We start from the raw sequence: 23,266 nt of genomic DNA, 5'->3' as shown, positions 1-23,266 counted from the left end.
AAGCTATGACTCAAACATGTATCATCACCGGAGGCAGCTCTGGTATTGGCCTCGCTACGGCCAAGCGTTTCATCGAACAAGGTTACCAGGTCTTCAACCTCGATCAACAAAGCGGCCCTTATGGTGAGTATTGCCAATGTGATATCACGGATCACGACGCGGTCCAAAACCACATCCAAACCATTGCAAAATCTCATACTATCGATGTACTGGTTGCTAGTGCGGGTATCCATATGTCAGCCAATATTGAGAACACCAGTGAAGAAGATTTTCTGCGAGTGTTTAATATCAATGTCAAAGGCGTATATTCGGCTGTAAAGTCTGTGCTTCCAACCATGAAGCAACAAAAGTCTGGCGCAATTATTCTCGTTTCTTCAGACCAAGCTTTGGTGGCCAAACGTAACTCATTTGCCTACAACCTGAGCAAAACCGCTATTGCCTCTATCGCGAAAACCACCGCGGTTGATTATGCCGAATACAACATTCGTGCTAACGCACTTTGCCCCGGCACAATCGAGACGCCTCTTTATCACACAGCTATCGACAACTATTGCCAGCGTTCAGGAGCCGATGCACAAGCGATTCACCAAGAAGAGGCGGCAATGCAACCACTAGGTAGACTTGGACAAGCCGATGAAGTCGCTGAGTTTGCCCTATTCCTTGCCAGTGACAAAGCCAGCTTTATTACGGGGAGTTTGCAAGTCATCGATGGCGGCTACACGGCGCAGTAGGAATATGAAATGGTGAAAATAATCGACAGCCATATTCACCTTTTCGATTTAGAAGGCGGTGATTACCAATGGCTAAAACCCAGTAACCCGCCATTTTGGCCCGACAAAGCCGCTATCGCACGCAGCTTTAACGAAGACGACCTCGCCCTCTCACAGCCAATGGTTTTGGCAGGCTATGTACATATCGAAGCTGGCTATGACAATAGCCAGTTTTGGCGAGAAGTGGCTTGGTTGGAAGCTCAAGCTAAGATGCCCTTTCGAGTTGTAGCCGGTGCTAACCTCTCCCTACCGCCAAGCGAATTTTCATCTCACATCGATAAGTTGGATGAGTTTTCCTCTGTGGTTGGGGTTCGGCATATCTTAGATGATGATGCCGAAAACCTATTGATGGATTCGACGGTCCAGACCAATATCAGCTATCTCGTTGAGAAAGATCTATCATTCGATCTGCAAATGCCATTTACCAACAGTCAGGCAGTCGAGAATCTCACCAACATATTAAAGAAGCAGCCGAACTGGCGCGTCGTGATTAACCACGCAGGTTTTCCACCTGTCGGATGTGACCCAGAGGAAAAAAATTGGCTGGAATGGGAACGTAATATAGCCACGATAGCCGCTTTCCCCAACGTTGCGATAAAATGCTCTGGCTGGGAAATGGCCGACAGAAATTACTCATTAGATTGGGCTGATAAAGTGATAAATACATGCCTTGATTCATTCGGCACCCGTCGGGTCATGCTAGCCAGCAATTTTCCACTGTGCTTATTTAGCCAGCCTTATTCTAATTTTTGGCACACATTGAGCCAGAAAGTCACCGATAATAAAAAGGCGCTGCTACATGACAACGCCTTTAAGTGGTATCGGTTCTAAATTATTTCACCAGCACATGCGGCGAGCGTTTAACCACCTCGTCGTTAAGCTCTATGCCTATCCCTGGAGTATCTGGCGCTTGGAAAAAACCATTTTCAGGCTGAGGATCTTGAATACATAACTCGCGGTTCCACTGCTTAATTGCATAGGTATGGTGCTCATGAATTAAGAAATTCGGGATTGCTGTTTCAAGGTGCAGCGAAGCCGCCGTCGCAATAGGACCACCACAAACATGGGCTTGCACCCGAATATCGTAGACATCAGCATAATCACACACTTTTTTCGCTTCGGTAAAGCCGCCACATAAACCCACGTCGGGTTGCAGCACATCGATACTTTGGTCTTCAAAATAAGGTCGCACATCCCAGCGGTGATACAAACGCTCACCACCAGCAATAGGGACATTCACATTCTGCGCGACTTTTTTATGCACCGCGGAGTTGAGGTAATTGACTGGCTCTTCATACATCATGCAGTCGACTTCTTTCACCACCTCGCCCATCTGAATGGCCGATGCCGCCCCCATCAAAGAATGAGATTCGAAAATAATATCGACATCCGAACCCACAGCATCGCGAATCGCCCTCAAACGGTCACCAAACAATCGCATTTGCGGGCGAGTAAATAATTTAGTGCGGTCAAAAGAGGACTCACCTTTGGCATCGTAAACAATAGGATCAACTTTCACCGCATCGTAACCTTCAGCAACAGCTTTCAATGCCGCTTCTGCGTACTCTTGCGGCTCAATCAATTTAGTGCATTCTTTGTCCCAATCAAACTGCAACTGGCTGGCATAAGTACGCAGTTTGTCGTTTGTTTTCCCGCCAAGCAGTTGGTAAACCGGAAGATTGAGTGCTTTGCCCTTGATGTCCCACAGCGCGGTGTCGATAGCGCTCATTGCAGCGTACAGCACTGGCCCTCCACCAAGCCCCCAAAAACTTTCGCGAAGCATACGTGACCACAAGCGCTCAGTGCTAAATGGGTCAAAACCAATCAATACTGCCTCGGTAATTTCCTTTATCATCGCTGCCGCAGCACTGTGGCCCCAATCATACGCTAGACCCGCTTCACCCACTCCTGTAATGCCTTCATCCGTATGGATACGAATAAAAACTGGATTCCATGGCGGCCTTTCAGGGCAATGGATATCAAAAATCTCTACTTGAGTAATCTTCATACAATAGTTACTTACCTGTTGTTATTGCTTAAATATCTCTTAGACGTTGGCTCAAAGCCTGCCTCAAGATCATTGGTCGAAATCAGGATATTGCCGCTTAACACGGCGCATCATGGCTGGCCATGCTGTTTGCCCACCAGTGAGCCCAGTATGAACAATATTCGCCTGCGCCTTAATGCCGTCAACAATACTCTGATCGGCAAGGATTGCCTGTTGACCTGTGGCTTGGATTTGCAATTGAACTTGGCACGCTCGCGTCAGATCATACATGTGCATAAATGCATCACCGATGGTTCTTCCCATCGTTAATGCGCCGTGATTACGCAGCAATAAGAAGTTTTTATCTCCTAGATTATCTTGCAGGCGCAACTTTTCTTCTGGGTTAACAGCAAGCCCTTCATAATCGTGATAAGCCAGTGAGGCTAAAGCAAACATAGAGTATTGACTGAGGGGCTGAAGGCCTTGTTCTAAACTCGCCACTGCAATGGTTTCATTGGTATGTACGTGTAAAGCACATTGGTCTTCTGGTCGCGCATGATGCACAGCACTATGGATAGTAAATCCAGCTGGATTAATAACAAACGGGCAGTCTGGATCGATGATATTACCGTCAATATCGATCTTAACGAGATTGGATGGGGTCACTTCCTCAAACGCCAACCCAAACGCATTAATCAATAGATCTTCAGTGCCCGGTATTCGCGCTGAAATATGGGTATGGATAAGGTCGTCCCACCCTTGTATCACGAGTAACCGATAGGCGGCGGCTAACTCAACCCGAGTCTGCCATTCTTGCTCAGAAACTTGATGTCTCAAATCTAAGCGGGGGATTTCATACATCCTACACTCCTTGGATTATTCACCTTGCAACCACGCTAGCAAATTCCAAGGTAAGAATACAGATGCATGACGTCAAACCGCTGCCACAAACACGCTGTTACAAAACCGTTGTCATAAACACATAGCTTATCAACCAACTTACGCGGCCCACTAAATTTATATGCAACTAGTGATAAAAGTGGCAGTAGACTATACTGATATAACTTTCAGCTCCAAGAATGGCACGAACAATGCACAATCCTCTGTGTACAACCACTTCTGCGAAATATGCTAAGGAGATTCTATGTTTGCCAATCAAAGTGCGAAAAAGCAACGTCCTGCAAAAAGTAGCGACAGCAAAAAACAAAAAAAAGTACCACTGTCTATGACATGACGCGGTATCCATTCACAACGTTCGACTGGCCCCACTGCCGTTTGCAGTGGGCCAAATTACACACCAACAAGACGAACTCTTCGTTTGCATCTATGCTAAAGACAATTACACAGCTCATTGGGAGAGGCGCATGGGCGGTGCATACAACGAAAATAATGTGGTTGTCGCAGGCGGATCTGGTTTAGTTGGCTCTGAGTTATTAAAGGAATTGCTAGAAGATGGGCCGATTACCCGCGTCTATGCCCTGACTCGCAGCACCTTACCCTATTACCACACCAAGCTCGATATCCTTCAAGATCCCGAGCTTCGAATTCTCGATTGGGATGATGAGAACCCAGCGCCCACATTAGGTTTTATTTGCCTAGGGAGTACCCTAAAGCAAGCCGGCTCTGCCAAAGATTTAGCCAAAGTCGATTATGAATTAGTCTGCCGAGTTGCACATTCCATGAAAGTGATCGGAGTTAAACGGTTAGCCGTTGTATCCAGCTACGGCGCGTCGAGAAACTCGCTGATCCACTATCTACGCTGTAAAGGAAAAATGGAAACGGCAATTGCGCAGATGGGTTTTGACAAACTTGTCTTTATGCGTCCCGGTCCGCTTAAAGGCCTCCGAGATAGTCCGAGGCAAATAGAAGCCATCACCCATGGTATCTTGAAATTCCTGCAACCTTTGATGCAAGGAAGCCTTGTCAATGCCAGTCCAATCGATGCCAGATCGGTGGCGCTCGCCATGCTATTTGCTCTCCTAAATGCTCCCTCCCCCCAACATCAGATTCTCAATAACATCGAGATCAACCAGCTACTAAGCCAATATCATATTTATAGCTGACAATATGCACCAAGTTGTTATACCTTATAACCGTTTGTTATTTTATTGTGAATAGCAACAGGGGTAGCTTCTGCAGTCTTACCCCTAAAACACTACCCGTTTAAAACATACACTTTATAAGGATATATTCATGTCACTCGTTTTATTCCTATCCCTTGTCGTATTCGTTGCGATACTTTTCTATCTGTATACGGAACAAAGGAAGGAGCGCACTTTATCTCGTCTAGTTTTTACTGGTTTAATCCTTGGTAGCCTATACGGATTGGGCTTGCACATTTCACTGGGCACCACAAACCCAGCAACCAGCCAAGCTCTAGATTGGATACATATCGTCGGTAGCGGCTACATCGGTTTATTAAAAATGGTCATCATGCCATTGATTCTCGTCTCTATGATCTCTGCCGTCGTCAAACTGGAGAAAGGCGGGTCCTTAGGTAAAATATCAAGCCTGACCATTTTCATGTTATTGGCGACCACTGCCATCGCCGCGCTTATTGGCATCATCATCGCCAATAGCTTTGGCTTAACCGCTGCAGGGCTAACAGAAGGCGCTCGTGAAGCAGCACACCTCACCAGCTTGGATAGCAGATTACACAACGTTGAAAACCTAACCGTTCCGCAAATGTTGGTTAACTTCATTCCAACTAACCCATTTGCAGACTTAACTGGGGCACGTTCAACTTCAATCATCGCCGTGGTTATCTTCAGCGTATTAATTGGTATTGCCGCTCGCAAAGTGATGCATGAAAAGGAAGAGCTAGAGTCACCAATCAAAACCTTTGTTGATGCCGCGCAAGCAACGGTTATGCGCCTCGTAAAAATGATTATGGCACTGACACCGTATGGCATCGCAGCACTGATGACCAAAGTGGTAGCCACCTCGAGCCCGGCAGACATCTTAAATCTACTTGGCTTTATCGTCGCTTCTTACGTCGCCATCATACTCATGTTTGTTGTTCACGGCACAATACTGACTTTTTTCGGGGTGAGTCCAAAGCAGTACTTCAAGAAAATTTGGCCAGTGCTGACTTTTGCTTTTTCATCACGTAGTTCAGCGGCTACTATCCCGCTTAACGTCGACACGCAAATCTCTAAGCTCAACGTTCCACCTGCGATTGCAAACTTATCCGCCACGTTTGGTGCCACTATCGGGCAAAACGGCTGCGCAGGTATCTACCCTGCAATGCTCTCCGTCATGGTCGCGCCAACGGTCGGTATTGACCCACTGAGTTTCCATTTCATTATGTCTCTCATTGCCATTGTGACGATCAGCTCATTCGGCATTGCTGGGATTGGGGGCGGCGCTACATTTGCCGCTCTTATCGTACTTCCTTCAATGGGACTACCAGTGACGATTGTTGCGTTACTCATCTCCATAGAACCGATGATCGATATGGCACGCACTGCACTCAACGTATCTGGTGCCATGACAGCAGGTGTTGTGACTAGCCGAGTGCTGAAACAACAACATTCACATACCCCTGAAGCAACAGAGACCCAAAGCGCCTAACCACAAGCTAGCGGGCACCAAAGGTGCCCGCTCATTAACTCACTATTACTGTTTTATCCGTAGGATCTTTGAAACCACCTAGGATGCTAATCCACGAGAACAGCCTTTGAAGGGCTAGCGTGATACTCATACATCATCGCTATATCTCTTTGTAACACTCGCCCTTCTGAGAGCTTAGGCAAATCATCGAGGGCAAAAAATCACTATCAGAAATTTCAATGTTGGGGGTAGCTGTACCCGATTCAAATTCACATAAGAAAAACATCTTGTAGGCATGAAACGGAAGTTTAGGTGTGTATGGGTGAATATCTCTGTCCTTGATTGCCACAAGTTTAGGGGAACCTACGACATAACCGGACTCTTCGATCACTTCTCTTATGACCCCTTCTGAAGGTGTTTCTCAGACATCGGCCCACCTGTCGGTAGACAATAAAGTCTGATCGAATGAGCCTAGTTTTGGGCGATTAACAGGCGCAAGGGCGTTAAAGTTTGATCGTTTTTTCTCGTAGAGCTATACGAATAAGCTTACACTACGACAATAAAACATGATCAGATTGAGCTTATTTTTGGATAATAGCCGTTTACGATCTTCGTTCCATGTAAGCGAATTCGGATTAGTGGAGATATGGCAAACGGATGTTGTCTCCGTTGAATTTGAAAATTCCTTTAGAAAAGTATCCGGTTGGAGTCGACCAGAACAGCTCAAACGGGTCGAGTTACGACCAAGCTTTAGGAATGTTTATTGTGAATGTGGACCCCTTTCCTAACGTACTTTTACATTCTATCGTACCATTGAATTTTTGATGTATAATGTTGTACACAAGATGCATACCCAGCCCCGTTCCCCCGAACTTTCGATTAGTGGTAAAAAAAGGGTCAAAAATATGTTTAATATTTTCTTCTGATATACCATTACCATAATCGATTACGTTTATTTTTATAGCTTCATTTTCATCCAATACTTCTAATTTAATATGACCCGATGAATTCCCACCATAACCGTGAATCATAGCATTTAAAATAAGGTGCTCAAATATCTGGTTAACTTCATTAGGCTCGCAACTAATGTATAAACTTCCTGAGCAATAAAAATCAATAGTCACATTGTTTTTCTTTAATTTAGGTTTGAGTGTGAGTATCAGTAGTTCAATTTGATGTTTTAAGTCAATAGTTATTGCATTATCATTGGATTTAGAAATTGCTATCTTTTTAAAGCTGGTAATCATATCTGAAGCTCTTTTTAAATTAAACATCAACATCTCTCCTGATTCCTCTATTTGATTTAGAAAAACCATCAGGTCATACTCAGATAGTTTACCGGTTTCAAAGTTCTCTCTGATCCTCTTCGACTCCCCTGAGAGAAAAGAAGCAGAAGTAACACCTATTCCAATTGGAGTGTTCATCTCGTGAGCAACCCCAGCAACAAGACGACCGAGTGAAGCCATTTTTTCCTGTATTACCAGTTTTTCTTGGGCCCGTTTTAATTCGTATAGGGATTTTCTTAATTCCTTTGTCCTATCTTTTACCCTAGTTTCAAGTTCTTGATTTAATGTTCTAACCTCTCGCTCCGTTTTTTCTATTTTATGAAATGATGATTCTAGCTCAAGCATGCTAATGTTTACCCTGTTCGCCATACTATTAAAAGATTCAGCTAGAACTTCCATTTCATCTCCTGTTTTTATCGTTACTTTTTCAAAAGCATCCCCTGGTTTAAGGGTCGCTACAAACTTGGTTAATTTATTCAGATTCTTTGTCATTAGTCTTGATGCTAATAGAGAAAATAAAACTACCAGTAGTACTATTACAAACACGAGCCAAAGAGCTTTACGTTGCTGTTGCATGATAGATGCATCAAACACGTTCTGTGGTTGGGCTCCTAATAGTTTCCATGGGAGGTAATCTAGTGTCTTCACAACAACATAGCTCTTTTCCACCTTGTTAATATCATGTATTGCAGTGAGCTCTGTAACAAATGTTGCATTGTTATCACTAATATTCAACAATCTTTCAAGCTCTGGTAGTTCTATGTTTGGAACCACTTTGTTAGGAGAAAGTATTCGTTTTTTTATAACCAATGATTCTAACTCATCCTGATTAAAACTAGTTACTGGTTTAAACTCCAACTCAGGAAAAAGACTATGAGTAATTCTAATATTGCTTTCATCAAGGAGGATGAAGAAGTTAGTATTTTCCTCTAATGTATTTTCCTTGATTGCATTAATTACCACTGCCGAGTTATACCTAAGTCGAATAATCCCAACTGCTTGTTGCCTATATTTAATTATTGCACAAAAATTTATCACACTCACGCCAATAAAATTATCAGAAAAAGTTATCCCTGATATCGATGGAACCTTATTGTCGACAACTAAATTATAGCACTCTGTTTCAGATTCGTTTTTCCCTTGATTCGGTCGGTATGAATCTACTAAAACCTCACCGGACATATCCAACAATGCATAAGATAAAATGTTGACGTGATCCTTTCTACTTAATGTAATTAGAGTGCCTTTTGCTAATTCCTTCTTCATGGGGTTTTTAGGGTCTGTTAGGTATAATTTAAATGCTGGTAATAGCGCCCCAACCCTAACCGTATCTAACCCTAGAGAAATGAATGTATTAATTTTGTTATAAACATTATTTGTAGAGTTCATTATATTTTGATTCGAATAAGATATAAGCATTTTCTTTGTTTCAAATTGATTGTATACTAACAAAGAGAATATGGGGATCAGTGATACAGAAAGAAATGCCGAAAGATACTTAAATCTAATAGTATTCGTTATCATATATAAAGCATTACTTATTAGAAAGTATTATTTTACTTATTATTTTATTAATATCTGGTTTTCTTGACAATGTTCCATTACCTACATAGAAATCACTATACTTTTTAGCGTTGTCATATACAGAGTAAGTATTTCCCGTGCTAAAGTAATCCTGGTTGTCTCTAATTGTTAACAACCTTATACCATCAAGAAATATATCACTTTCAGATATCCCTAAAGCCTTCACTAGTAACTGTTTTGTTTCTTCAGGGTTGGCCAACCAATAAGTAATTGCCCTATCACAAGCTCTAATGAAAGCTTTTACATCCTGTGGTCGTTCATCAACAAGCTTTCCTTGGAAGGTGATAACATCTAGGATGAGACCGGGGGTCTCCCTGCTAGTAAAAATAACCTTCCCACCGTCATTAACTGCTCTTGATACATAAGGCTCCCACGCGTGCCCTGCATCCATTTCATTGTTCTTTATACGGTCATAAACTTGATTTGCATCCGCATTCACGATCGTAACATCATCACTCGTTAAACCTGCAGTTTTAAGCATCTCGATAACAAAGACCTCACCAAAGCCATCGATTGAGGCCCCAATAGATTTCCCTTTAAGGTCTTGGACCTTGTCAATGCCTGAGCGTGCTACTATAGCGTCACCTCCGACGGAATCATCTATCGCATATACAACTCTAACATCTGCATTAGGGTACTTTCCGCTAGCGCTAATGATACTCCCTAAAGGGAGAGCCAAGGCATCATATTTTTTCGCATAAAACTCAGAAATTTGAGGTAGCTGATCTTCAGAAAAATGGGCTTCAACATCTATGCCCTCATCTTTAAAAAAACCCATTTCTTTAGCTATTGTGATGGGGTAATAGCCAGGCCATAAATTGTAAGAAACAATAATCTTTGGAGATGGCTCCATGCTCGCGATGCCAAGATCTTTTCGAGATTCTTTTTCTATGTAAATAGCTCCTGCCGCACCAAGTACAAGTACGAGTCCAACAACCGATAAAATCATTCGATTATTCATTTGTCCTATTCTCCCTTAAACGCTCTACGTGAAGTATAGACTAGCAGGGTTTGTCGCAAAAAAAGACCTCGTGAGAGTAGTGAACTGCTCCACCAATACTGGATGTAGTGGTCGAGTTAATTCGGCCAAAATTTCAGATTACTTCTATTTGGCCAGCCTTGGCTCAGCTAGTTTCAAGCACACCAAAAAGTTAAACACTATTGGGGCAACTCCTGCTTCCATTTACTAAAAATAATTCCCAAAATCGATCAAACTTTAATGTAGGCCGACACCACCCTCCCGGCAACTATCTTCTCGCTCTCGAACCAGCAAAATTTTATTATTTCTGATCACTCCAGCCCGCAAGTCGACCTTAGGGGTCGGGTAGCCTGATTCGGGATATGCAGGTTTCAGACTTGCTCAACAGAAGCGTCGCCAAGTTCCGAAAACATTTGCTGGGATATATGAGTCAGCTGCTCAAAGCGCTCTATATCAAATCCATCTTTGGAATAGGCTTTGCCGGCTTGGCCAATCGCCTGTAATTGTTTAACCCAATTAATCCATTGCTCCATTTCATTCTCTCCCTCGTTACTAGACCTTGATTGAATAACTAAGTAAACGAGCAACTTGCTATACGACAGTGCCGCACGCTGGTTAGCGTTGTTGTACATAGCAACTATGCCAGTAATAGAGAAATATGTGCTATCAATTAAAAGTACAGGTGACTGACGTACCATCATTAAGAGAGTTAAGAAACCGTTTAGCCTCAGCAGGACTGCGCAATTGGATAAATCTGATATGTTGATAGTCTGGATTGGACATCAGCGCCTGATACCGACATCGGTTTCTTTTATACGTTTTTAGCGTCCACAATATGATCGAGTCTCTACTCATAAAAGCTCTTTTGAACGTTTCTCGATTACCGCTGCTCTTATCTGAAGTCAGATTGGGCCAGAGTTCCTCTTGATCCACTACTCGGGATATTGCTCTCCTAATCGCTTGAAATACGGTACGTTGAAATGAATAATCCAGCCATATCACCGTATCAACTGATTGCCATTTTATTGGCACAGTGCGATGGTAATTACCGTCCAAAACCCAGCGGGAGCATTTGGTTACCTCAGAAATAGCTTGGAAAAGTTCTTCGTCAGTTGACTCTATCCAATTCGGTTTCCAGTACATCCCATCCATTTCATGGTAATCAATACTTGTTTTTTCAGCGAGCTTCTTAGCAAAAGTAGACTTTCCACTACCAGAGGTTCCGACAACATTGATTCTGTCCATTTAATTAAACGTCCAACAAATGTGCAACAAGGCTTAAAACTAACCAGTTGGACTCCTTTTTTCAATAAAAGCTTTTTATTTTCATCGAGATGTAGCATAGTGATTCCGCTCTACGAGATGCGTGCATCGTATAATGGCTATTACCTCAGCCTTCCAAGCTGATGATGTGGGTTCGATTCCCACTGCACGCTCCAACACTCTTCCCCATCTAGAAATATAAACAGCTCTAAAATCATCTTAATTACCCTGCCTCGCCTCTTCACCGTAACTTCTAGTGATTAGAACTAAGCGGTAAATTTGAGCATGTGCTAACAACATTTCCCCCTCAAACCACCATCTAGTTAACCCCCCTATATTCACCTGCATACTCTGACAGCAGAAATAGCGATTATAATTAAAATATTATCCGTATTCAGGGGCCAGCTTTTCCATCGTTTTTATTGGCTTTACTATCGGCCACACAAAAATATTGGTTAGAAAAGCTAGAAAGAGATGAGAACACTATCTTTACTGCTTTGCTTGTGCGGGTTATCGATTTGTGACGATGTCATGTCTGAGCCCAAGTATTTTTCCAGCCTGAACATTGGTATTGGGGGAATGCTTATGGACGATATTCACCCCATCGATACCGTTGACCATAGCTACGACGTCAAGGGGATTGCGACGGGCGTAACCGTGGGTGTTTGGACAACCCCTCAGCTTCTAAAACATTACAGATATGGCGTAGAGTTAGGCTTTTACACATACGACGACAATACCTATGGGTATGGGAGCCCGTCTGGCCAATTGGGCTTAACCGATGGCCGCTATAATGGGCATTACTTCAATTTACTCTCATTTGGAAGATACTACTTTAACGATAGTATAAGCTTTTTAGTCAAAGGTGGACTGGCGTATGTCACGCAAGAACTGACGACTAGTGGTATCAATTATGACGGTAATCAATCGAAGATCTTACCCAAGGTAGCGTTTGGCGTCGGGTACGACTTCTCGGCTGAGTGGGGCGCTGACATCATATTTAGCTATGTATTGGGAAATAAACCAACGCAGTTTGGTCAAAACGGAAGTAAGGGCGATTACAACCGAGTCGCGTCGGTTAATCTCCTCACTATTGGCTGTGTCTATTATTTTTAGTATTAGGCCTGAAAGTACTCGAGTATAAACGCGTCATGTTAATGTTAATAAAGATATACCGCGCCTGAGTCTGCCTGAGTGTTGTTACTATCATCCCCACCGACTCCTGTCGCATTCGAATCTTCAGAGTAAGCCCCAACGACTAGGTTTCCTCCATCTGAATCCAATGACAAAGAGAGACCAAACTCATCTATATCGTTGGTGTCAGTAGCTTTGAGATAAGAGTCTTGTGACCAGCTGCCGCTTTTCACAAATACGTATGCTGCCCCTGAATCCGCACTGGAGTCGTCGTTTTGATTTCCGTTTATACCAGTAGCATTGGAATTTTCAAAATGAGCACCGACTGCCAATGTATTACCGTCTGGGCTTAAAGATACAGAATAACCAAATCTGTCATCTGCGTCGGTGTTAGAAGCTTTGATATATGCCTCTTGGGACCAAACACCACCGCTTTTAGTAAATGTATAAGCGGCTCCAGCACCTGATAAACTATCATTCGTTTCATCTCCGCCGACCCCCATGGCGTTAGATTGTTCTCGATCGGCTCCAACCGCTAAGGCTGTCCCGTCGGAGTTGAGGGATACCGCACGACCAAATTGATCGCCATCTCCCGTATTAAACGGCTTAATATAAGCATCTTGAGACCATGTACCGCTTTTGATAAACACGTAAACAGCACCTGAATTGGCGGCATCATCGTTATTCACACCGTCTACCACGGTAGAGTCAGAGTCTTCTAAATATGCGCCAACCGCGAGGGTTAAACCATTTTGGCTCAGCGAGACACTGTTACCGAATTGATCGTCGTTATCTGTCACATCAGCTTTAATGTAGGCCTCTTGCGACCAAGAACCACTTTTGACAAACACATATGCAGCACCATTGGCTGAGCCATCGTCATTAGCCGTACTCACCGTACCTACCGTGTCCGAGTCTTCTAAATGAGCGCCAATAGCCAAGGTCGTGCCGCTTGAATCTAAGGAGACTGAATAGCCAAATTGGTCGTCGTCGCCTGTGTTCGTGGGCTTAATATAGGCTTCTTCTGACCAAGTGCCGCTTTTGGTAAACACATACACAGCACCTGAGTTGAGAGAGCTATCATTGTCCACACCGTTTACTACGATAGAACTCGAATCTTCAAGAGGAGCGCCTACTGCTAGTGTATTTCCATCCGAGTCCAAGGAGACAGCATAACCAAACTCATCTCCGGCCCCGGTATTTAATGGCTTCACATACGCCTCTTGCACCCATGTACTACCACTCTTAACGAAGACATAAACAGCACCTGAAAGAAGCATCGAGTTATTGATGGGAGTATTGTTGACTCCTGTTGTATCGGAGTCTTCCCTATAAGCGCCAACTGCGAGGGTATTTCCATCTGAACTTAAAGAAACCGCATAGCCAAATCGATCTGAATCTTCCGTATTTGAGGCTTTAAAATACCCTATAGCCGCCCTGACATTAGCAGTGCTCGCCGTCAACGTTGAGCTTGAACGGTTACCTCCGGTATTTGAAGCAATGATGAAGAAGTCGAGATCATCATTTAGCCGAGTGTCGTCTAAAGTGACTGTTTGATTCGTCCCAGTTGTGGCGCTGCCGAGCGACAGACAATTATCCGTTTCGTTGGTATCGTATAAACAAACTTGATAAGTCGAAGCTCCACTACTATTTTCCCAAGTAACATCAAACGTTTTGACGGCGTTGGATGACGCTGAGACGGACAGGATATTGAAAGCACTAGGGATTGAAGTTGTAGCCAAATTAGCACTATGTTCTCCGGATGAAGGCCATGGGCAGCCAGACAACCCCGCAATGGATAGTATAACGGCAAGGGTTGGAAAGGTGGAAAGGGATGCTCTCATACCCATATGGCTTCCGTTGGTTTGGTTAAACGAACCTTGCCAGCCATGACGCATGTGCACCAAACAATGTGCACTAAATTAGTATATTAGCCTCATTCATCAGTAATGAGGTTGTTATGCGTATGAGTATAGTCGCTTTATCGACTAACTTGTTTATTATCAATAATCCACAAAAAACGCGGCCCCTATAGTTCAGGTTGCCACCTTTTAGCTGACCGAGGAGAAGGGGTATACAGATCAATTTTAGTCATCTAATCGCATGTAAACATCGGTTAATAGCTCACTTTCCACTACATCTGCTATCGAGTTGACGTAATGTAAAAAGAACGGGAACTCGTTCAACATTTCGTTACCCGCTGGGGCACAGTGTTGATATAGCAAGTAAAATGCACGACCTATATCATTGTAAGTTCCTTTGTGCCGATAGACAGCGCACTTCCCTTTGGGAAGCAACATTTTCTTAATCCCAAATGGGTTCTCTCGGATTTCACCTTCATATGTCCAGCACAAGATGCTGGTTAAAGTGCCTTGTTCGGACGTATTAGGGTGGCGAGCGAAAAGCGTAAAAACGTCTACTTTTTTATGTACCGACAAAGCATGATCTCTATACCAAGCGATCATCGCCCTCGCAGCATCAATCCCCTCTACCAAAGAGTTTTGATGCTCCAACGCTGCAACGGACTTTTGTTCAAATGCAACGATATTGATATCATCGGAGTTGAGCGAAACACTTGGCACTTGAAAACCGTATTGATAATTCCAATGAGGCCAATTCGGGTTACTCCGAAACTGAGATGGGGATTGAGAAAATAGCCGAGAAAACGCCCGTGAAAAGGCTTCATGACTATCAAATCGCGCATCAAATGCGATATCAGTGATGCTTTTATTCAGAGAGAACACAAGCTGAAAAGATGCACGTTTCATCCGAACCAACAGGATGTATTGCATGGCGCTTATACCTGTGTACCTTTTGAATACACGGTGAAAGTGATATTTAGAATAACTAGAGACCTCAGCTAAGCAATCCAAAGGTAAGTTTTCATCAATGTGCGTATCTATAAATTCGCACACCTCCATAATCATGTTTTCGTGATTCTTCCCCGTCGTCATCGTTTGATCTTCTCTCTCATACGCACACTGAAGATAAGAAACAACCCTAGTCTATTTAGACTTATGTCTTGCGATGATTCTCCGTTTCTGTCCAGCTTAATGCCCCGACCTGACTTCAAGTTACCACTTCCTATCTAGGTCTTCGGCATATAGAGAGATAGCTCGCTGATACTGCCTAATTTCTCCGCTATCTGTTGTCGACAATAGTAACTTGAGTAATATTGATACCGCTTCATGGGTACGACCTAGGTTATACAAACACATGGCATAAAACGGCTGAACTTCGATAGCGTCTGGGTACTCGGTTACGGTTTGCTTAAAGTAATCCAACGCTTGGTCATATTTTCCCAAACAACGAAGAGTGCTCGCCAAGCCAAACATCGCCTCAAACCTATCTGATTCCGGTAACGGCCCTTGCAGAGCAAACTCGTAGTGGAGCGCTGCATTTTGCTCCTTACCTTCTTTATCATATGACCAAGCCATATGCAGATGAGCAATTGAACTTAATCCCTTATGAGATAACAACCCCGACAACACTTTTCGAGAATCTTCATAGTCGCCTGATTTTCGAAGTGCTATCGCTTCGACAATAGCGGTATTCATAGTGATTCCTTGTCTCAATCATTCTTAATTAAGTTGGCTACAATGTTTCACACTGCCCGAGTCATAAACTGGCTAAAAGAGTCGGCTTGGTAATGGCCAAAAGGTAGGCAATATTCAAAACCGAATTTTTCATACAAACGCCTGGCAGGTTTAAAGTAATCGTCCGAACCCGTCTCCAAGCTCAGCGTTTTATAACCTCGATGGCGACATGTAGCGATAGCGTGTTGCAATAACTGGCTTGCCACGCCTTCATTCCTCGCAGATTTACTTGTGCGCATCGACTTCAATTCGGCTTCTTTTTCCGACAGCTTTTTAATCGCCACACACCCCATCAATTTCTCTCCCCGCCATGCACTGAAAAAAGTGAGCTCGGGTGCCCTTAACGCTTCCACATCCAGTGCATGAACGCTTTCTTCCGGCGACGTTCCATACATATCCCCTAAATGCTCTTCTAGCAAACAAATAACCTGCTCGCTTTGCAGATCATCAATTTTAATATCCATATCCACTATCCTATAAAGGCGACTACTTGAAATAATAGAACCTATTGTCTATTGAAAATCAATAAGTCATACGCATAACCGACTTGTTTTTATTCGTCATTGCTCTCGTGACGTAATTCGTAGGGGTTCCTAAAAATTGCATTCACTCCCAGAGCCAAGTACGATAGCGAGATCCTGCACAATATCCTGTAATCGCTTAAAATACTTTGGATATTGCCGAACTATTAGAACTTGCACCCCATGAATAATTCCGACAGCGCCACTTTCTTTTTTTTCGACTACGAAACGTGGGGCACCAACCCTGCCACCGATCGCCCAAGCCAGTTTGCTGGCGTGAGAACTGATGAAAACTTCAATGTTATCGGTGAGCCACTAGTCATTTATTGCCAGCCGCCTCAAGACTATTTACCGTCACCAGAGGCCGCATTAATCACTGGCATTATCCCTCAAAAAGCGGCGCAACAAGGCCTACCCGAACCTGAATTCATTGCTAAGATCCACGCTGAATTATCGAAGCCAAATACGACCAGTTTAGGTTACAACAGCATTCGATTTGACGACGAAGTGACTCGCTATACTTGCTATCGCAATTTTATCGATCCCTATGCATGGAGTTGGCAAAACGGTAATTCTCGCTGGGACTTATTAGATGTCACACGCGCATGCCACGCATTGAGGCCTGAGGGAATGCAATGGCCAGAAAATGAAGAAGGCTTCACCAGCTTTAAATTGGAAAAGCTGTCCGTTGCCAATGGTATCAGCCACGAAAATGCGCACGATGCAATGTCGGATGTTGTAGCAACCATCGAGCTTGCGAAAAAGCTCCAGCAAGCCCAACCCAAGTTATTCGATTATTTCTTGTCAATGCGCCACAAACGCAAACTCAATACCCTTATTGATATCGTGAATCTTGCTCCGCTCGTCCATGTATCCGGTATGTTCGGTCGAGAGTGCCAATACACCAGTTGGATTGTGCCAATGGCTTGGCACCCAACCAATAAAAATGCCGTGGTTGTCGTCGACCTTGCCAAAGACATCTCACCTCTCATCGACTTATCAGTCGAAGAACTGCGAGAGCGCCTCTACACCAAGCATGCCGATCTCGCTCCAGATGAGCTACCCGTCCCTGTTAAGCTCGTGCATTTAAACAAGTGCCCAGTGCTCGCTCCTGCTAAAACGCTTACCGCGGAGAACGCGAACGCCCTTAATATTGATCGCCAACAATGCTTACAGAATTTGGCGCAGCTGAAAGAGAGCCCTGAAGTAAGACAAAAACTTGCTGACCTCTTTGCTATTGAGCGAGAGTATGAAGCCAAGCACAACGTCGATAGTCAGCTGTATGATGGTTTTTTCTCTCCTGCTGACAAAGCGGCGATGGATATCATCCGATCGACTGAGCCAAACAACCTGACCGCGTTAGACCTTTCGTTTAAAGATAAACGTATTACACCCTTGCTGTTCCGCTACCGTGCGCGCCACTTTCCACACACGCTAGATATCGATGAGCAAACGAAGTGGGCCAATCATTGCCGAGAGTATTTTGAGCAGACGTTACCAGATTATATGCTCAATCTAGAAAACCTAGCGCATGAACATGAAGACGATAGCCGCAAAATAAACATACTGAAATCTGTCTATAATTACGTCGTTCAATTAACCTCATAATTGGTAAGCTTTTTATGTATAATTGCTGCACTGATCACATTTAAACCTTAGTGCGATAACCTTATGTTGAACAAAGCGCTTCAGTATCTCGTTTCAATGAGCTTGATTTTTGGTTGCCTGTTCGCAGGCAATAGCTTGCAATCTTTCTTCGACCTCAGTATCCCAGGCAGTATTCTAGGGATGCTAATGCTATTCCTCTTGCTCGCCACAGGAATCGTCCCTGTGCGTTGGGTCAAACCCAGTGCCAGCTTATTTATTCGTTTTATGGTGTTACTGTTTGTCCCCATTAGCGTCGGACTGATGCAACATTTTGATGTGCTTATTCAAAGCGCATTACCTATCTTAGCAAGTACCATAGGTGGCACCTTTATCGTTCTGGTTTGTTTAAGCCTACTCATCGAGCGTTCGTTAAAAAAGGAGTCCTAACCCATGTGGTTTTTATTTACCTTGGCGGCATTTGTCGTCTCAAAATGGCTCAGCGCTCGGTTTCGTTCACCGTTACTGAATCCACTGTTGCTCAGTGTTGCTGCCATAATCTCCATCTTGATGTTTTTCCATATCCCTTTTCAGGTCTACTATGCGGATAACACGTTTGTTACTTACCTACTGCAACCCGCAGTCGTTGCGCTCGCTTATCCTCTCTATGAACAGCTGCCTGAGATCCGAAAAAACTGGCGGATAATTTTGTTTGCCTGCGTAACAGGCAGCGCAATGTCGATGTTTACCGCAACGCTAATCGCAGCCTACCTCCATGCATCTCCTGTATTGTTGGCCAGTGTGGTGGCGAAATCAGTCACTACGCCCATCGCAATGGTTGTGTCTAGCCACTTGGGAGGTGAACCGGCCATTACTGCTATTCTCGTTCTTATCGTCGGCTTGTTTGGCTCTATTTTGGCCTATCCAATGTATAAACTACTCAACATTACCCACCCGATTGCTCGAGGGCTCACAATGGGCACTGTATCTCACGCGCTTGGCACAGCAACATGCGCAGAAACTAACGCTCAAGACGCAGCTTTTAGCTCTTTAGCATTAGTTGTATGTGGGGTGATTACCTCAGTGCTGGCACCTCTCTTTTTTGCTCTATCGATATCATTGTCAGCATACTTGTGAATAAATATATGTTTGGTTTAGTGTACTCTGGGTATACAACCAGAATACGAAATGTGTGACATCACTCTAATATTGCAACAAGATGAAATGTTGCAGCTGTTTTTGTGATGCAAATCACTTTATTGCTTTTTGTTTGATTTAGAATACTCCTCCATGCACATCAAAGGATGACCAATGAAAAGCCAACTGAAAGAAGCATTCGAACAGCTTTCTTCCCCTGTTTCTCAGTATCTCTTACCTATTTTTTCTGATGACACATTCGACGGGACTCTTTCGGCTGAACAGTATGCCAAACTGTTAGCCTTATCTGGTCAAACCGATCCCGAGTTACGAGTCAGTTTGCTTCCTCTCGCTGCAGCGTACTCGTACGCACCTATCTCTAAATTTTATGTCGGGGCCATTGCTCGCGGTCTTTCAGGTCGTTTATATATTGGGGCCAACGTAGAAGTCACTGGTAGCCAGCTGAATCAAACTATCCATGCAGAGCAATGTGCGATTAGCCATGCTTGGATGAAAGGCGAAGAAGGCCTAATCGACATTACGATAAACTTCAGTCCGTGTGGTCACTGCCGCCAATTTATGCGCGAGCTAAGCACATCTAAAGAGCTGAAAATCCAACTGCCAAACCGCGCAGAAAAATCGTTGGAAGACTACCTACCTGACTCATTTGGCCCTGAAGATCTCGGCGTTGAAAAAGGCTTAATGAGTACTCTATCGCATGGTAAAACTTTAGAAGAAAGCGATCCTTTGATGCAAAGTGCGCTAGACGCATTAAACAAGAGTCACGCACCTTATAGCGAAAACCTCAGTGGTATCGCCTTGCAGTTAACTAACGGCAAAGTGTACAAAGGAGCCTACGCAGAAAATGCTGCCTTCAATCCTAGCCTACCTCCATTGCAGGTGGCTTTGGTGCAACTTCTGATGGATAGTGAGAGCATTGATTCGATTGAAACCTGTGCACTAGTGGAAATGACCGAAAACTTGGTGAGCCACTTACCCAATACACAGGTAACACTAGAAGCCATCAATCCTGATATCTCAGTGTCTTACCTTACCCTCTAAGACCTGCTACGATCGAAAAAGGTACGCTCATAGAGCGTACCTTTTTTATTTGGAACCACTTCATTTAAAGTTGTGATCTCTATAAGCGACCGAATTTTAAGGAAAACCTCACACCTTGAACCTAAGCTTACTCGTTTTACGGCATTTCAATTAGCCATGCTTCTTCAGAAAAGCGCGTTAAACCTCTCTCCTCAAACTTAGCAAAGGTGGTTCCGGTGGAACGGCTACTAAGCAAACTCACCTTGGTTCCTTCAAATAACGATTCAACTTGAGGTTTCGGCAAGCTGAATGGAGGCCCCGACATTTCATCTTGATTGTAATCAAGTGTAATCAGCAAAATGCGCCCACCAGGCTTTAACAACGACAGTAGACGTTCAACATATCGCGTTTGCATTTCTGGAGGTAAGGCAACAAGAGCAGCCCTATCATAGATAATATCGGACTTTTCAATAGGCGCCGTAAAAATGTCACCTGCAAAAATAGACAGCTCGTCAAATTGATATAGCTCGTGTTGCCCATCGATCGTCGTCACTATCGGCGTATAGAATTGCTCTGCGAAAAATGAACGCACCGCTATTTTGCTTAACTCAACACCTTGCACACACTCATGCTTGGACGCCAGCCAAACTAGATCCTCAGTTTTTCCGCATAATGGAACAAAGACCACCTCTTCTCTATTCGCTTGGGTGGCTGGCCAATGCTCGATCAGCAAAGGGTTCACGTCTTGCAAGTGAAAGCCAATTTGGTTTGCAGCCCACTTATTGTGCCAAAATTCAGGATCATTCATTTTCGATTACATTCAATTCATTGAGGTGTATCAAGATTACCTGATTTTTCCAGCCAGCGGTAGAGAGCTGTCCCCCATTGATAAGCTGATGAACCTTATATTCATTTTATATTAATCTTGCCGACATATACTGCTTCTATCGTTAAACGGGTGAATCGTTGAGATGGACATGCCGCTAAGTATTAACAAGTTTGTAGCCAAACCTTTCTCTCCAACGTCCCGTATAACCGCCAAATCGCAAGCTGTCATTTTTATAGATTTTTCTGTCCCCTTTTATGACATGCTGCGAATTGAGGAGAATCAATGAGCTTTCTATTTCGTACTACTGCATTAGTACTATTGTTATTAAGTCGCGCACCAGCCTATGCCGCGGCACCTACAGTACCAACGGGGCTGCAAGCCCGTTCTGCGAGCCAGCAAAATGAGGTGTGCTCTAAGCGTTTTAAACGAAGCCTAAGTGGGCTATATGGCATTCCATCGATTGACGTATCACCAATACAACCATATTCAGACTTTGAGGCTCTTTACAGCCAAGCGTTAATCGCCCAAGAAGAATTACAAAATATTTGTACGAGTTCTGCGCTTCTTACTAATACAGAGACCATATTCTCTGGAGTAAAATCTAAAGACAGAGCGAAACAAAAGGTCATGTTCGAGCTAAATGGGAAATCTGAACGAATTACTGATTTAGCTCGGGCAAGCATAGTTTCAGATGATGTCTCTAGTTTAGTGGAAGTATACGAATCGCTTGCAAGAGAAACTACCATTGTAAAAGTGAAAAATAGGTTTAAAAATCCGCAACAATCTGGCTATCGAGATCTGAACTTACTTGTTCAATTACCTAACACCGGAATGATTGCCGAAGTCCAGCTGCACTTAAAAGCGATCGCCGATGTAAAAAGTGGCCCTGAGCATGATTTGTATGAGCAAATTCAACATATAGAGCGATTAGCCAGCCAACAAAATCGAGCCGTGAATATGGGTGAATCAACAAAAATAGAAAATATTAGGAATCAATCAAAAGAGTTGTACCAAAAAGCATGGCAGCCTTACATTACTACTCATATACAGCAAGCCGCGTAAACGGAAGTGAACGGAGCAGAGAGAATTAAAGTGGCTCAGGTGTAACGTAGAGTATAAGGTGTGTTAGAAAGGCAGTTTTCAGGGCCAGTGAGCAGATGTACATACACTCCGCCCGCTAATCTATGCACCCAAATTCTATTCACGACAAGTTCTATTCACGAAGAGTCTGGTGCTAACGCCCTACGCGCTGAGGTTGAGTTAAAACTTAGGTTCGCTTCAAGCATAGGTTCACTTGGAAGCATAGGTTCATTTAAACATAGGTTCATTTAAACATAGGTTCATTTGAAACTAAGGCTTATATGAGAACTAGGGCTTATTTGCGAAGAAGCTTATGTACAAAACTAAAACTCGCTCGTGAAGATATCCTATCTTCACGACGCCGTCTTATTATGTAAAAAATCAACACCTGCTTGCTTAGTCCTGCAAACAGATTAAGCGAGCACTGCAACACTAACAAGCTGCCCAGCTTGAATGCACTGCCGTACTCTTCTCTCCCCACGACTATTTTTCCCGCAGATTTTTTTCCTGCAGCTCTGCTCCCAAGAAATTAGGTAGTTTCCCACCCAATATTACGTCAGAAAGCACAAGTTCCTAGCGGAGTATAAAGCAAGCGAATTAGCCGTCGGCTTCGATGCTCTCTACACGGGCTTTTAACTTTTGCCCGGGTCTAAATGTCACAACTCGGCGGGCGGTAATTGGAATATCTTCACCCGTTTTTGGATTTCTCCCTGGGCGTTCGTTTTTATCGCGAAGGTCGAAGTTGCCAAATCCTGACAGTTTTACCTGTTCGCCACTTTCGAGTGCTTTGCGAATTTCCTCAAAAAACACTTCAACCGTTTCCTTGGCATCCCGTTTACTATATCCAAGCTTTTCAAACAGGTTCTCAGCCAAATCGGCCTTTGTGAGCGCCATAAAACTTTCCTCAAAACTCTATTAAACAT

At 43.7% G+C, this 23,266-nt stretch carries 22 protein-coding genes and 1 tRNA gene; 11 read left to right on the top strand and 12 right to left on the bottom strand.

Annotated features, from left to right (window positions below):
* The first annotated feature begins 5 nt into the window (after nt 1-5).
* Both L4C34_RS05200 and L4C34_RS05195 read left to right on the top strand, forming a co-directional pair.
* Nucleotides 6-731, top strand: a complete 726-nt coding sequence (locus L4C34_RS05200) for an SDR family NAD(P)-dependent oxidoreductase (protein WP_428788289.1) — start codon at nt 6-8, stop codon at nt 729-731.
* Nucleotides 732-740: 9 nt separating this feature from the next.
* The gene (locus L4C34_RS05195) at nt 741-1,601 is read left to right on the top strand and encodes an amidohydrolase family protein (RefSeq protein WP_428788288.1); all 861 of its coding nucleotides are present in this window, start codon (nt 741-743) and stop codon (nt 1,599-1,601) included.
* 1 nt (nt 1,602) lies between these two features.
* Here L4C34_RS05195 and L4C34_RS05190 read toward each other — a convergent pair whose 3' ends face one another.
* Nucleotides 1,603-2,778, bottom strand: a complete 1,176-nt coding sequence (locus tag L4C34_RS05190; RefSeq protein ID WP_428788287.1) for a mandelate racemase/muconate lactonizing enzyme family protein — start codon at nt 2,776-2,778, stop codon at nt 1,603-1,605.
* A 69-nt stretch (nt 2,779-2,847) separates the two neighbouring features.
* On the bottom strand, nt 2,848-3,618 hold the full coding sequence (locus L4C34_RS05185) for a class II aldolase/adducin family protein (protein WP_428788286.1): 771 nt from the start codon (nt 3,616-3,618) through the stop codon (nt 2,848-2,850).
* 503 nt (nt 3,619-4,121) lie between these two features.
* Here L4C34_RS05185 and L4C34_RS05180 point away from each other — a divergent pair.
* Together L4C34_RS05180 and L4C34_RS05175 are read left to right on the top strand one after the other, a co-directional pair.
* Entirely contained in the window at nt 4,122-4,820 is a 699-nt protein-coding gene (locus L4C34_RS05180) for an NAD(P)H-binding protein (protein ID WP_428788285.1), read from the top strand.
* Between the two features lie 130 nt (nt 4,821-4,950).
* Entirely contained in the window at nt 4,951-6,330 is a 1,380-nt protein-coding gene (locus L4C34_RS05175; protein WP_428788284.1) for an L-cystine transporter, read from the top strand.
* Between the two features lie 716 nt (nt 6,331-7,046).
* Here L4C34_RS05175 and L4C34_RS05170 read toward each other — a convergent pair.
* The 4 genes from L4C34_RS05170 to L4C34_RS05155 all read right to left on the bottom strand — a co-directional run bounded on the left by L4C34_RS05170 (nt 7,047) and on the right by L4C34_RS05155 (nt 11,403).
* A complete protein-coding gene (locus L4C34_RS05170; RefSeq protein WP_428788283.1) occupies nt 7,047-8,984 on the bottom strand; it encodes a HAMP domain-containing sensor histidine kinase in 1,938 nt (645 codons plus the stop codon).
* A 145-nt stretch (nt 8,985-9,129) separates the two neighbouring features.
* A complete protein-coding gene (locus tag L4C34_RS05165) occupies nt 9,130-10,140 on the bottom strand; it encodes an ABC transporter substrate-binding protein (RefSeq protein ID WP_428788282.1) in 1,011 nt (336 codons plus the stop codon).
* 389 nt (nt 10,141-10,529) lie between these two features.
* The gene (locus L4C34_RS05160) at nt 10,530-10,691 is read right to left on the bottom strand and encodes an NUDIX hydrolase N-terminal domain-containing protein (RefSeq protein WP_428788281.1); all 162 of its coding nucleotides are present in this window, start codon (nt 10,689-10,691) and stop codon (nt 10,530-10,532) included.
* Nucleotides 10,692-10,824: 133 nt separating this feature from the next.
* Complete coding sequence (locus tag L4C34_RS05155; RefSeq protein ID WP_428788280.1) at nt 10,825-11,403, bottom strand: P-loop NTPase family protein; 579 nt, start codon at nt 11,401-11,403, stop codon at nt 10,825-10,827.
* Nucleotides 11,404-11,522: 119 nt separating this feature from the next.
* On the opposite strand from L4C34_RS05155, the gene L4C34_RS05150 reads away from it, so the two are divergent.
* Together L4C34_RS05150 and L4C34_RS05145 are read left to right on the top strand one after the other, a co-directional pair.
* Nucleotides 11,523-11,597, top strand: a tRNA-Gly gene (locus tag L4C34_RS05150).
* Nucleotides 11,598-11,895: 298 nt separating this feature from the next.
* Nucleotides 11,896-12,537: an outer membrane protein gene (locus L4C34_RS05145; RefSeq protein WP_428788279.1), complete on the top strand. Its 642-nt coding sequence runs from the start codon at nt 11,896-11,898 to the stop codon at nt 12,535-12,537.
* 44 nt (nt 12,538-12,581) lie between these two features.
* Here the strand turns inward: L4C34_RS05145 and L4C34_RS05140 are convergent, their stop codons facing one another.
* The 4 genes from L4C34_RS05140 to L4C34_RS05125 all read right to left on the bottom strand — a co-directional run bounded on the left by L4C34_RS05140 (nt 12,582) and on the right by L4C34_RS05125 (nt 16,615).
* On the bottom strand, nt 12,582-14,405 hold the full coding sequence (locus L4C34_RS05140) for an FG-GAP repeat protein (RefSeq protein ID WP_428788278.1): 1,824 nt from the start codon (nt 14,403-14,405) through the stop codon (nt 12,582-12,584).
* Between the two features lie 237 nt (nt 14,406-14,642).
* Nucleotides 14,643-15,509, bottom strand: a complete 867-nt coding sequence (locus L4C34_RS05135; protein ID WP_428788277.1) for an AraC family transcriptional regulator — start codon at nt 15,507-15,509, stop codon at nt 14,643-14,645.
* Nucleotides 15,510-15,629: 120 nt separating this feature from the next.
* Nucleotides 15,630-16,112 (bottom strand): tetratricopeptide repeat protein, encoded by a 483-nt coding sequence (locus L4C34_RS05130; protein ID WP_428788276.1) that lies wholly within the window; start codon nt 16,110-16,112, stop codon nt 15,630-15,632.
* A 47-nt stretch (nt 16,113-16,159) separates the two neighbouring features.
* Nucleotides 16,160-16,615 (bottom strand): GNAT family N-acetyltransferase, encoded by a 456-nt coding sequence (locus tag L4C34_RS05125; protein ID WP_428788275.1) that lies wholly within the window; start codon nt 16,613-16,615, stop codon nt 16,160-16,162.
* Between the two features lie 240 nt (nt 16,616-16,855).
* Here L4C34_RS05125 and sbcB point away from each other — a divergent pair, with 240 nt between their 5' ends.
* From sbcB to cdd, 4 genes are all read left to right on the top strand, one after another.
* Nucleotides 16,856-18,280, top strand: coding sequence for an exodeoxyribonuclease I (gene sbcB, locus L4C34_RS05120; RefSeq protein WP_428788274.1), 1,425 nt, complete (start codon nt 16,856-16,858; stop codon nt 18,278-18,280).
* A 63-nt stretch (nt 18,281-18,343) separates the two neighbouring features.
* Nucleotides 18,344-18,706 carry a CidA/LrgA family protein gene (locus L4C34_RS05115; RefSeq protein ID WP_428788273.1) on the top strand — a complete coding sequence of 121 codons (363 nt, stop codon included), beginning with the start codon at nt 18,344-18,346 and terminating at the stop codon, nt 18,704-18,706.
* Nucleotides 18,707-18,709: 3 nt separating this feature from the next.
* The gene (locus L4C34_RS05110) at nt 18,710-19,393 is read left to right on the top strand and encodes an LrgB family protein (RefSeq protein ID WP_428788272.1); all 684 of its coding nucleotides are present in this window, start codon (nt 18,710-18,712) and stop codon (nt 19,391-19,393) included.
* Between the two features lie 174 nt (nt 19,394-19,567).
* A complete protein-coding gene (gene cdd / locus L4C34_RS05105; protein ID WP_428788271.1) occupies nt 19,568-20,455 on the top strand; it encodes a cytidine deaminase in 888 nt (295 codons plus the stop codon).
* 136 nt (nt 20,456-20,591) lie between these two features.
* On the opposite strand, the gene L4C34_RS05100 is transcribed toward cdd, so the two are convergent.
* On the bottom strand, nt 20,592-21,242 hold the full coding sequence (locus L4C34_RS05100; RefSeq protein ID WP_428788270.1) for a thiopurine S-methyltransferase: 651 nt from the start codon (nt 21,240-21,242) through the stop codon (nt 20,592-20,594).
* Nucleotides 21,243-21,545: 303 nt separating this feature from the next.
* Between L4C34_RS05100 and L4C34_RS05095 the strand changes: the two genes are divergently transcribed.
* Entirely contained in the window at nt 21,546-22,325 is a 780-nt protein-coding gene (locus L4C34_RS05095; RefSeq protein ID WP_428788269.1) for a RelA/SpoT domain-containing protein, read from the top strand.
* A 615-nt stretch (nt 22,326-22,940) separates the two neighbouring features.
* Here the strand turns inward: L4C34_RS05095 and ihfA are convergent.
* Complete coding sequence (gene ihfA, locus L4C34_RS05090; RefSeq protein ID WP_428788268.1) at nt 22,941-23,237, bottom strand: integration host factor subunit alpha; 297 nt, start codon at nt 23,235-23,237, stop codon at nt 22,941-22,943.
* Between the last annotated feature and the right edge of the window lie 29 nt (nt 23,238-23,266).

It is taken from the genome of Vibrio profundum (assembly GCF_050337555.1).
Lineage (GTDB): Bacteria > Pseudomonadota > Gammaproteobacteria > Enterobacterales > Vibrionaceae > Vibrio > Vibrio profundum.
This window is presented reverse-complemented; position numbering and strand designations above follow the sequence as displayed.

Excerpts from the sequence above, each read along its gene's own strand:
- ihfA (WP_428788268.1), bottom strand. The coding sequence starts at position 23,237 with ATGGCGCTCACAAAGGCCGATTTGGCTGAGAACCTGTTTGAAAAGCTT.
- L4C34_RS05155 (WP_428788280.1), bottom strand. The coding sequence starts at position 11,403 with ATGGACAGAATCAATGTTGTCGGAACCTCTGGTAGTGGAAAGTCTACT.
- L4C34_RS05185 (WP_428788286.1), bottom strand. The coding sequence starts at position 3,618 with ATGTATGAAATCCCCCGCTTAGATTTGAGACATCAAGTTTCTGAGCAA.
- L4C34_RS05130 (WP_428788276.1), bottom strand. The coding sequence starts at position 16,112 with ATGAATACCGCTATTGTCGAAGCGATAGCACTTCGAAAATCAGGCGAC.
- L4C34_RS05165 (WP_428788282.1), bottom strand. The coding sequence starts at position 10,140 with ATGAATAATCGAATGATTTTATCGGTTGTTGGACTCGTACTTGTACTT.
- L4C34_RS05160 (WP_428788281.1), bottom strand. The coding sequence starts at position 10,691 with ATGGAGCAATGGATTAATTGGGTTAAACAATTACAGGCGATTGGCCAA.
- sbcB (WP_428788274.1), top strand. The coding sequence starts at position 16,856 with ATGAATAATTCCGACAGCGCCACTTTCTTTTTTTTCGACTACGAAACG.
- L4C34_RS05110 (WP_428788272.1), top strand. The coding sequence starts at position 18,710 with ATGTGGTTTTTATTTACCTTGGCGGCATTTGTCGTCTCAAAATGGCTC.
- L4C34_RS05140 (WP_428788278.1), bottom strand. The coding sequence starts at position 14,405 with ATGGGTATGAGAGCATCCCTTTCCACCTTTCCAACCCTTGCCGTTATA.
- L4C34_RS05170 (WP_428788283.1), bottom strand. The coding sequence starts at position 8,984 with ATGAACTCTACAAATAATGTTTATAACAAAATTAATACATTCATTTCT.
- L4C34_RS05175 (WP_428788284.1), top strand. The coding sequence starts at position 4,951 with ATGTCACTCGTTTTATTCCTATCCCTTGTCGTATTCGTTGCGATACTT.
- L4C34_RS05125 (WP_428788275.1), bottom strand. The coding sequence starts at position 16,615 with ATGGATATTAAAATTGATGATCTGCAAAGCGAGCAGGTTATTTGTTTG.
- L4C34_RS05100 (WP_428788270.1), bottom strand. The coding sequence starts at position 21,242 with ATGAATGATCCTGAATTTTGGCACAATAAGTGGGCTGCAAACCAAATT.
- L4C34_RS05180 (WP_428788285.1), top strand. The coding sequence starts at position 4,122 with ATGGGCGGTGCATACAACGAAAATAATGTGGTTGTCGCAGGCGGATCT.
- cdd (WP_428788271.1), top strand. The coding sequence starts at position 19,568 with ATGAAAAGCCAACTGAAAGAAGCATTCGAACAGCTTTCTTCCCCTGTT.
- L4C34_RS05195 (WP_428788288.1), top strand. The coding sequence starts at position 741 with ATGGTGAAAATAATCGACAGCCATATTCACCTTTTCGATTTAGAAGGC.
- L4C34_RS05200 (WP_428788289.1), top strand. The coding sequence starts at position 6 with ATGACTCAAACATGTATCATCACCGGAGGCAGCTCTGGTATTGGCCTC.
- L4C34_RS05135 (WP_428788277.1), bottom strand. The coding sequence starts at position 15,509 with ATGACGACGGGGAAGAATCACGAAAACATGATTATGGAGGTGTGCGAA.
- L4C34_RS05190 (WP_428788287.1), bottom strand. The coding sequence starts at position 2,778 with ATGAAGATTACTCAAGTAGAGATTTTTGATATCCATTGCCCTGAAAGG.
- L4C34_RS05095 (WP_428788269.1), top strand. The coding sequence starts at position 21,546 with ATGAGCTTTCTATTTCGTACTACTGCATTAGTACTATTGTTATTAAGT.
- L4C34_RS05115 (WP_428788273.1), top strand. The coding sequence starts at position 18,344 with ATGTTGAACAAAGCGCTTCAGTATCTCGTTTCAATGAGCTTGATTTTT.
- L4C34_RS05145 (WP_428788279.1), top strand. The coding sequence starts at position 11,896 with ATGAGAACACTATCTTTACTGCTTTGCTTGTGCGGGTTATCGATTTGT.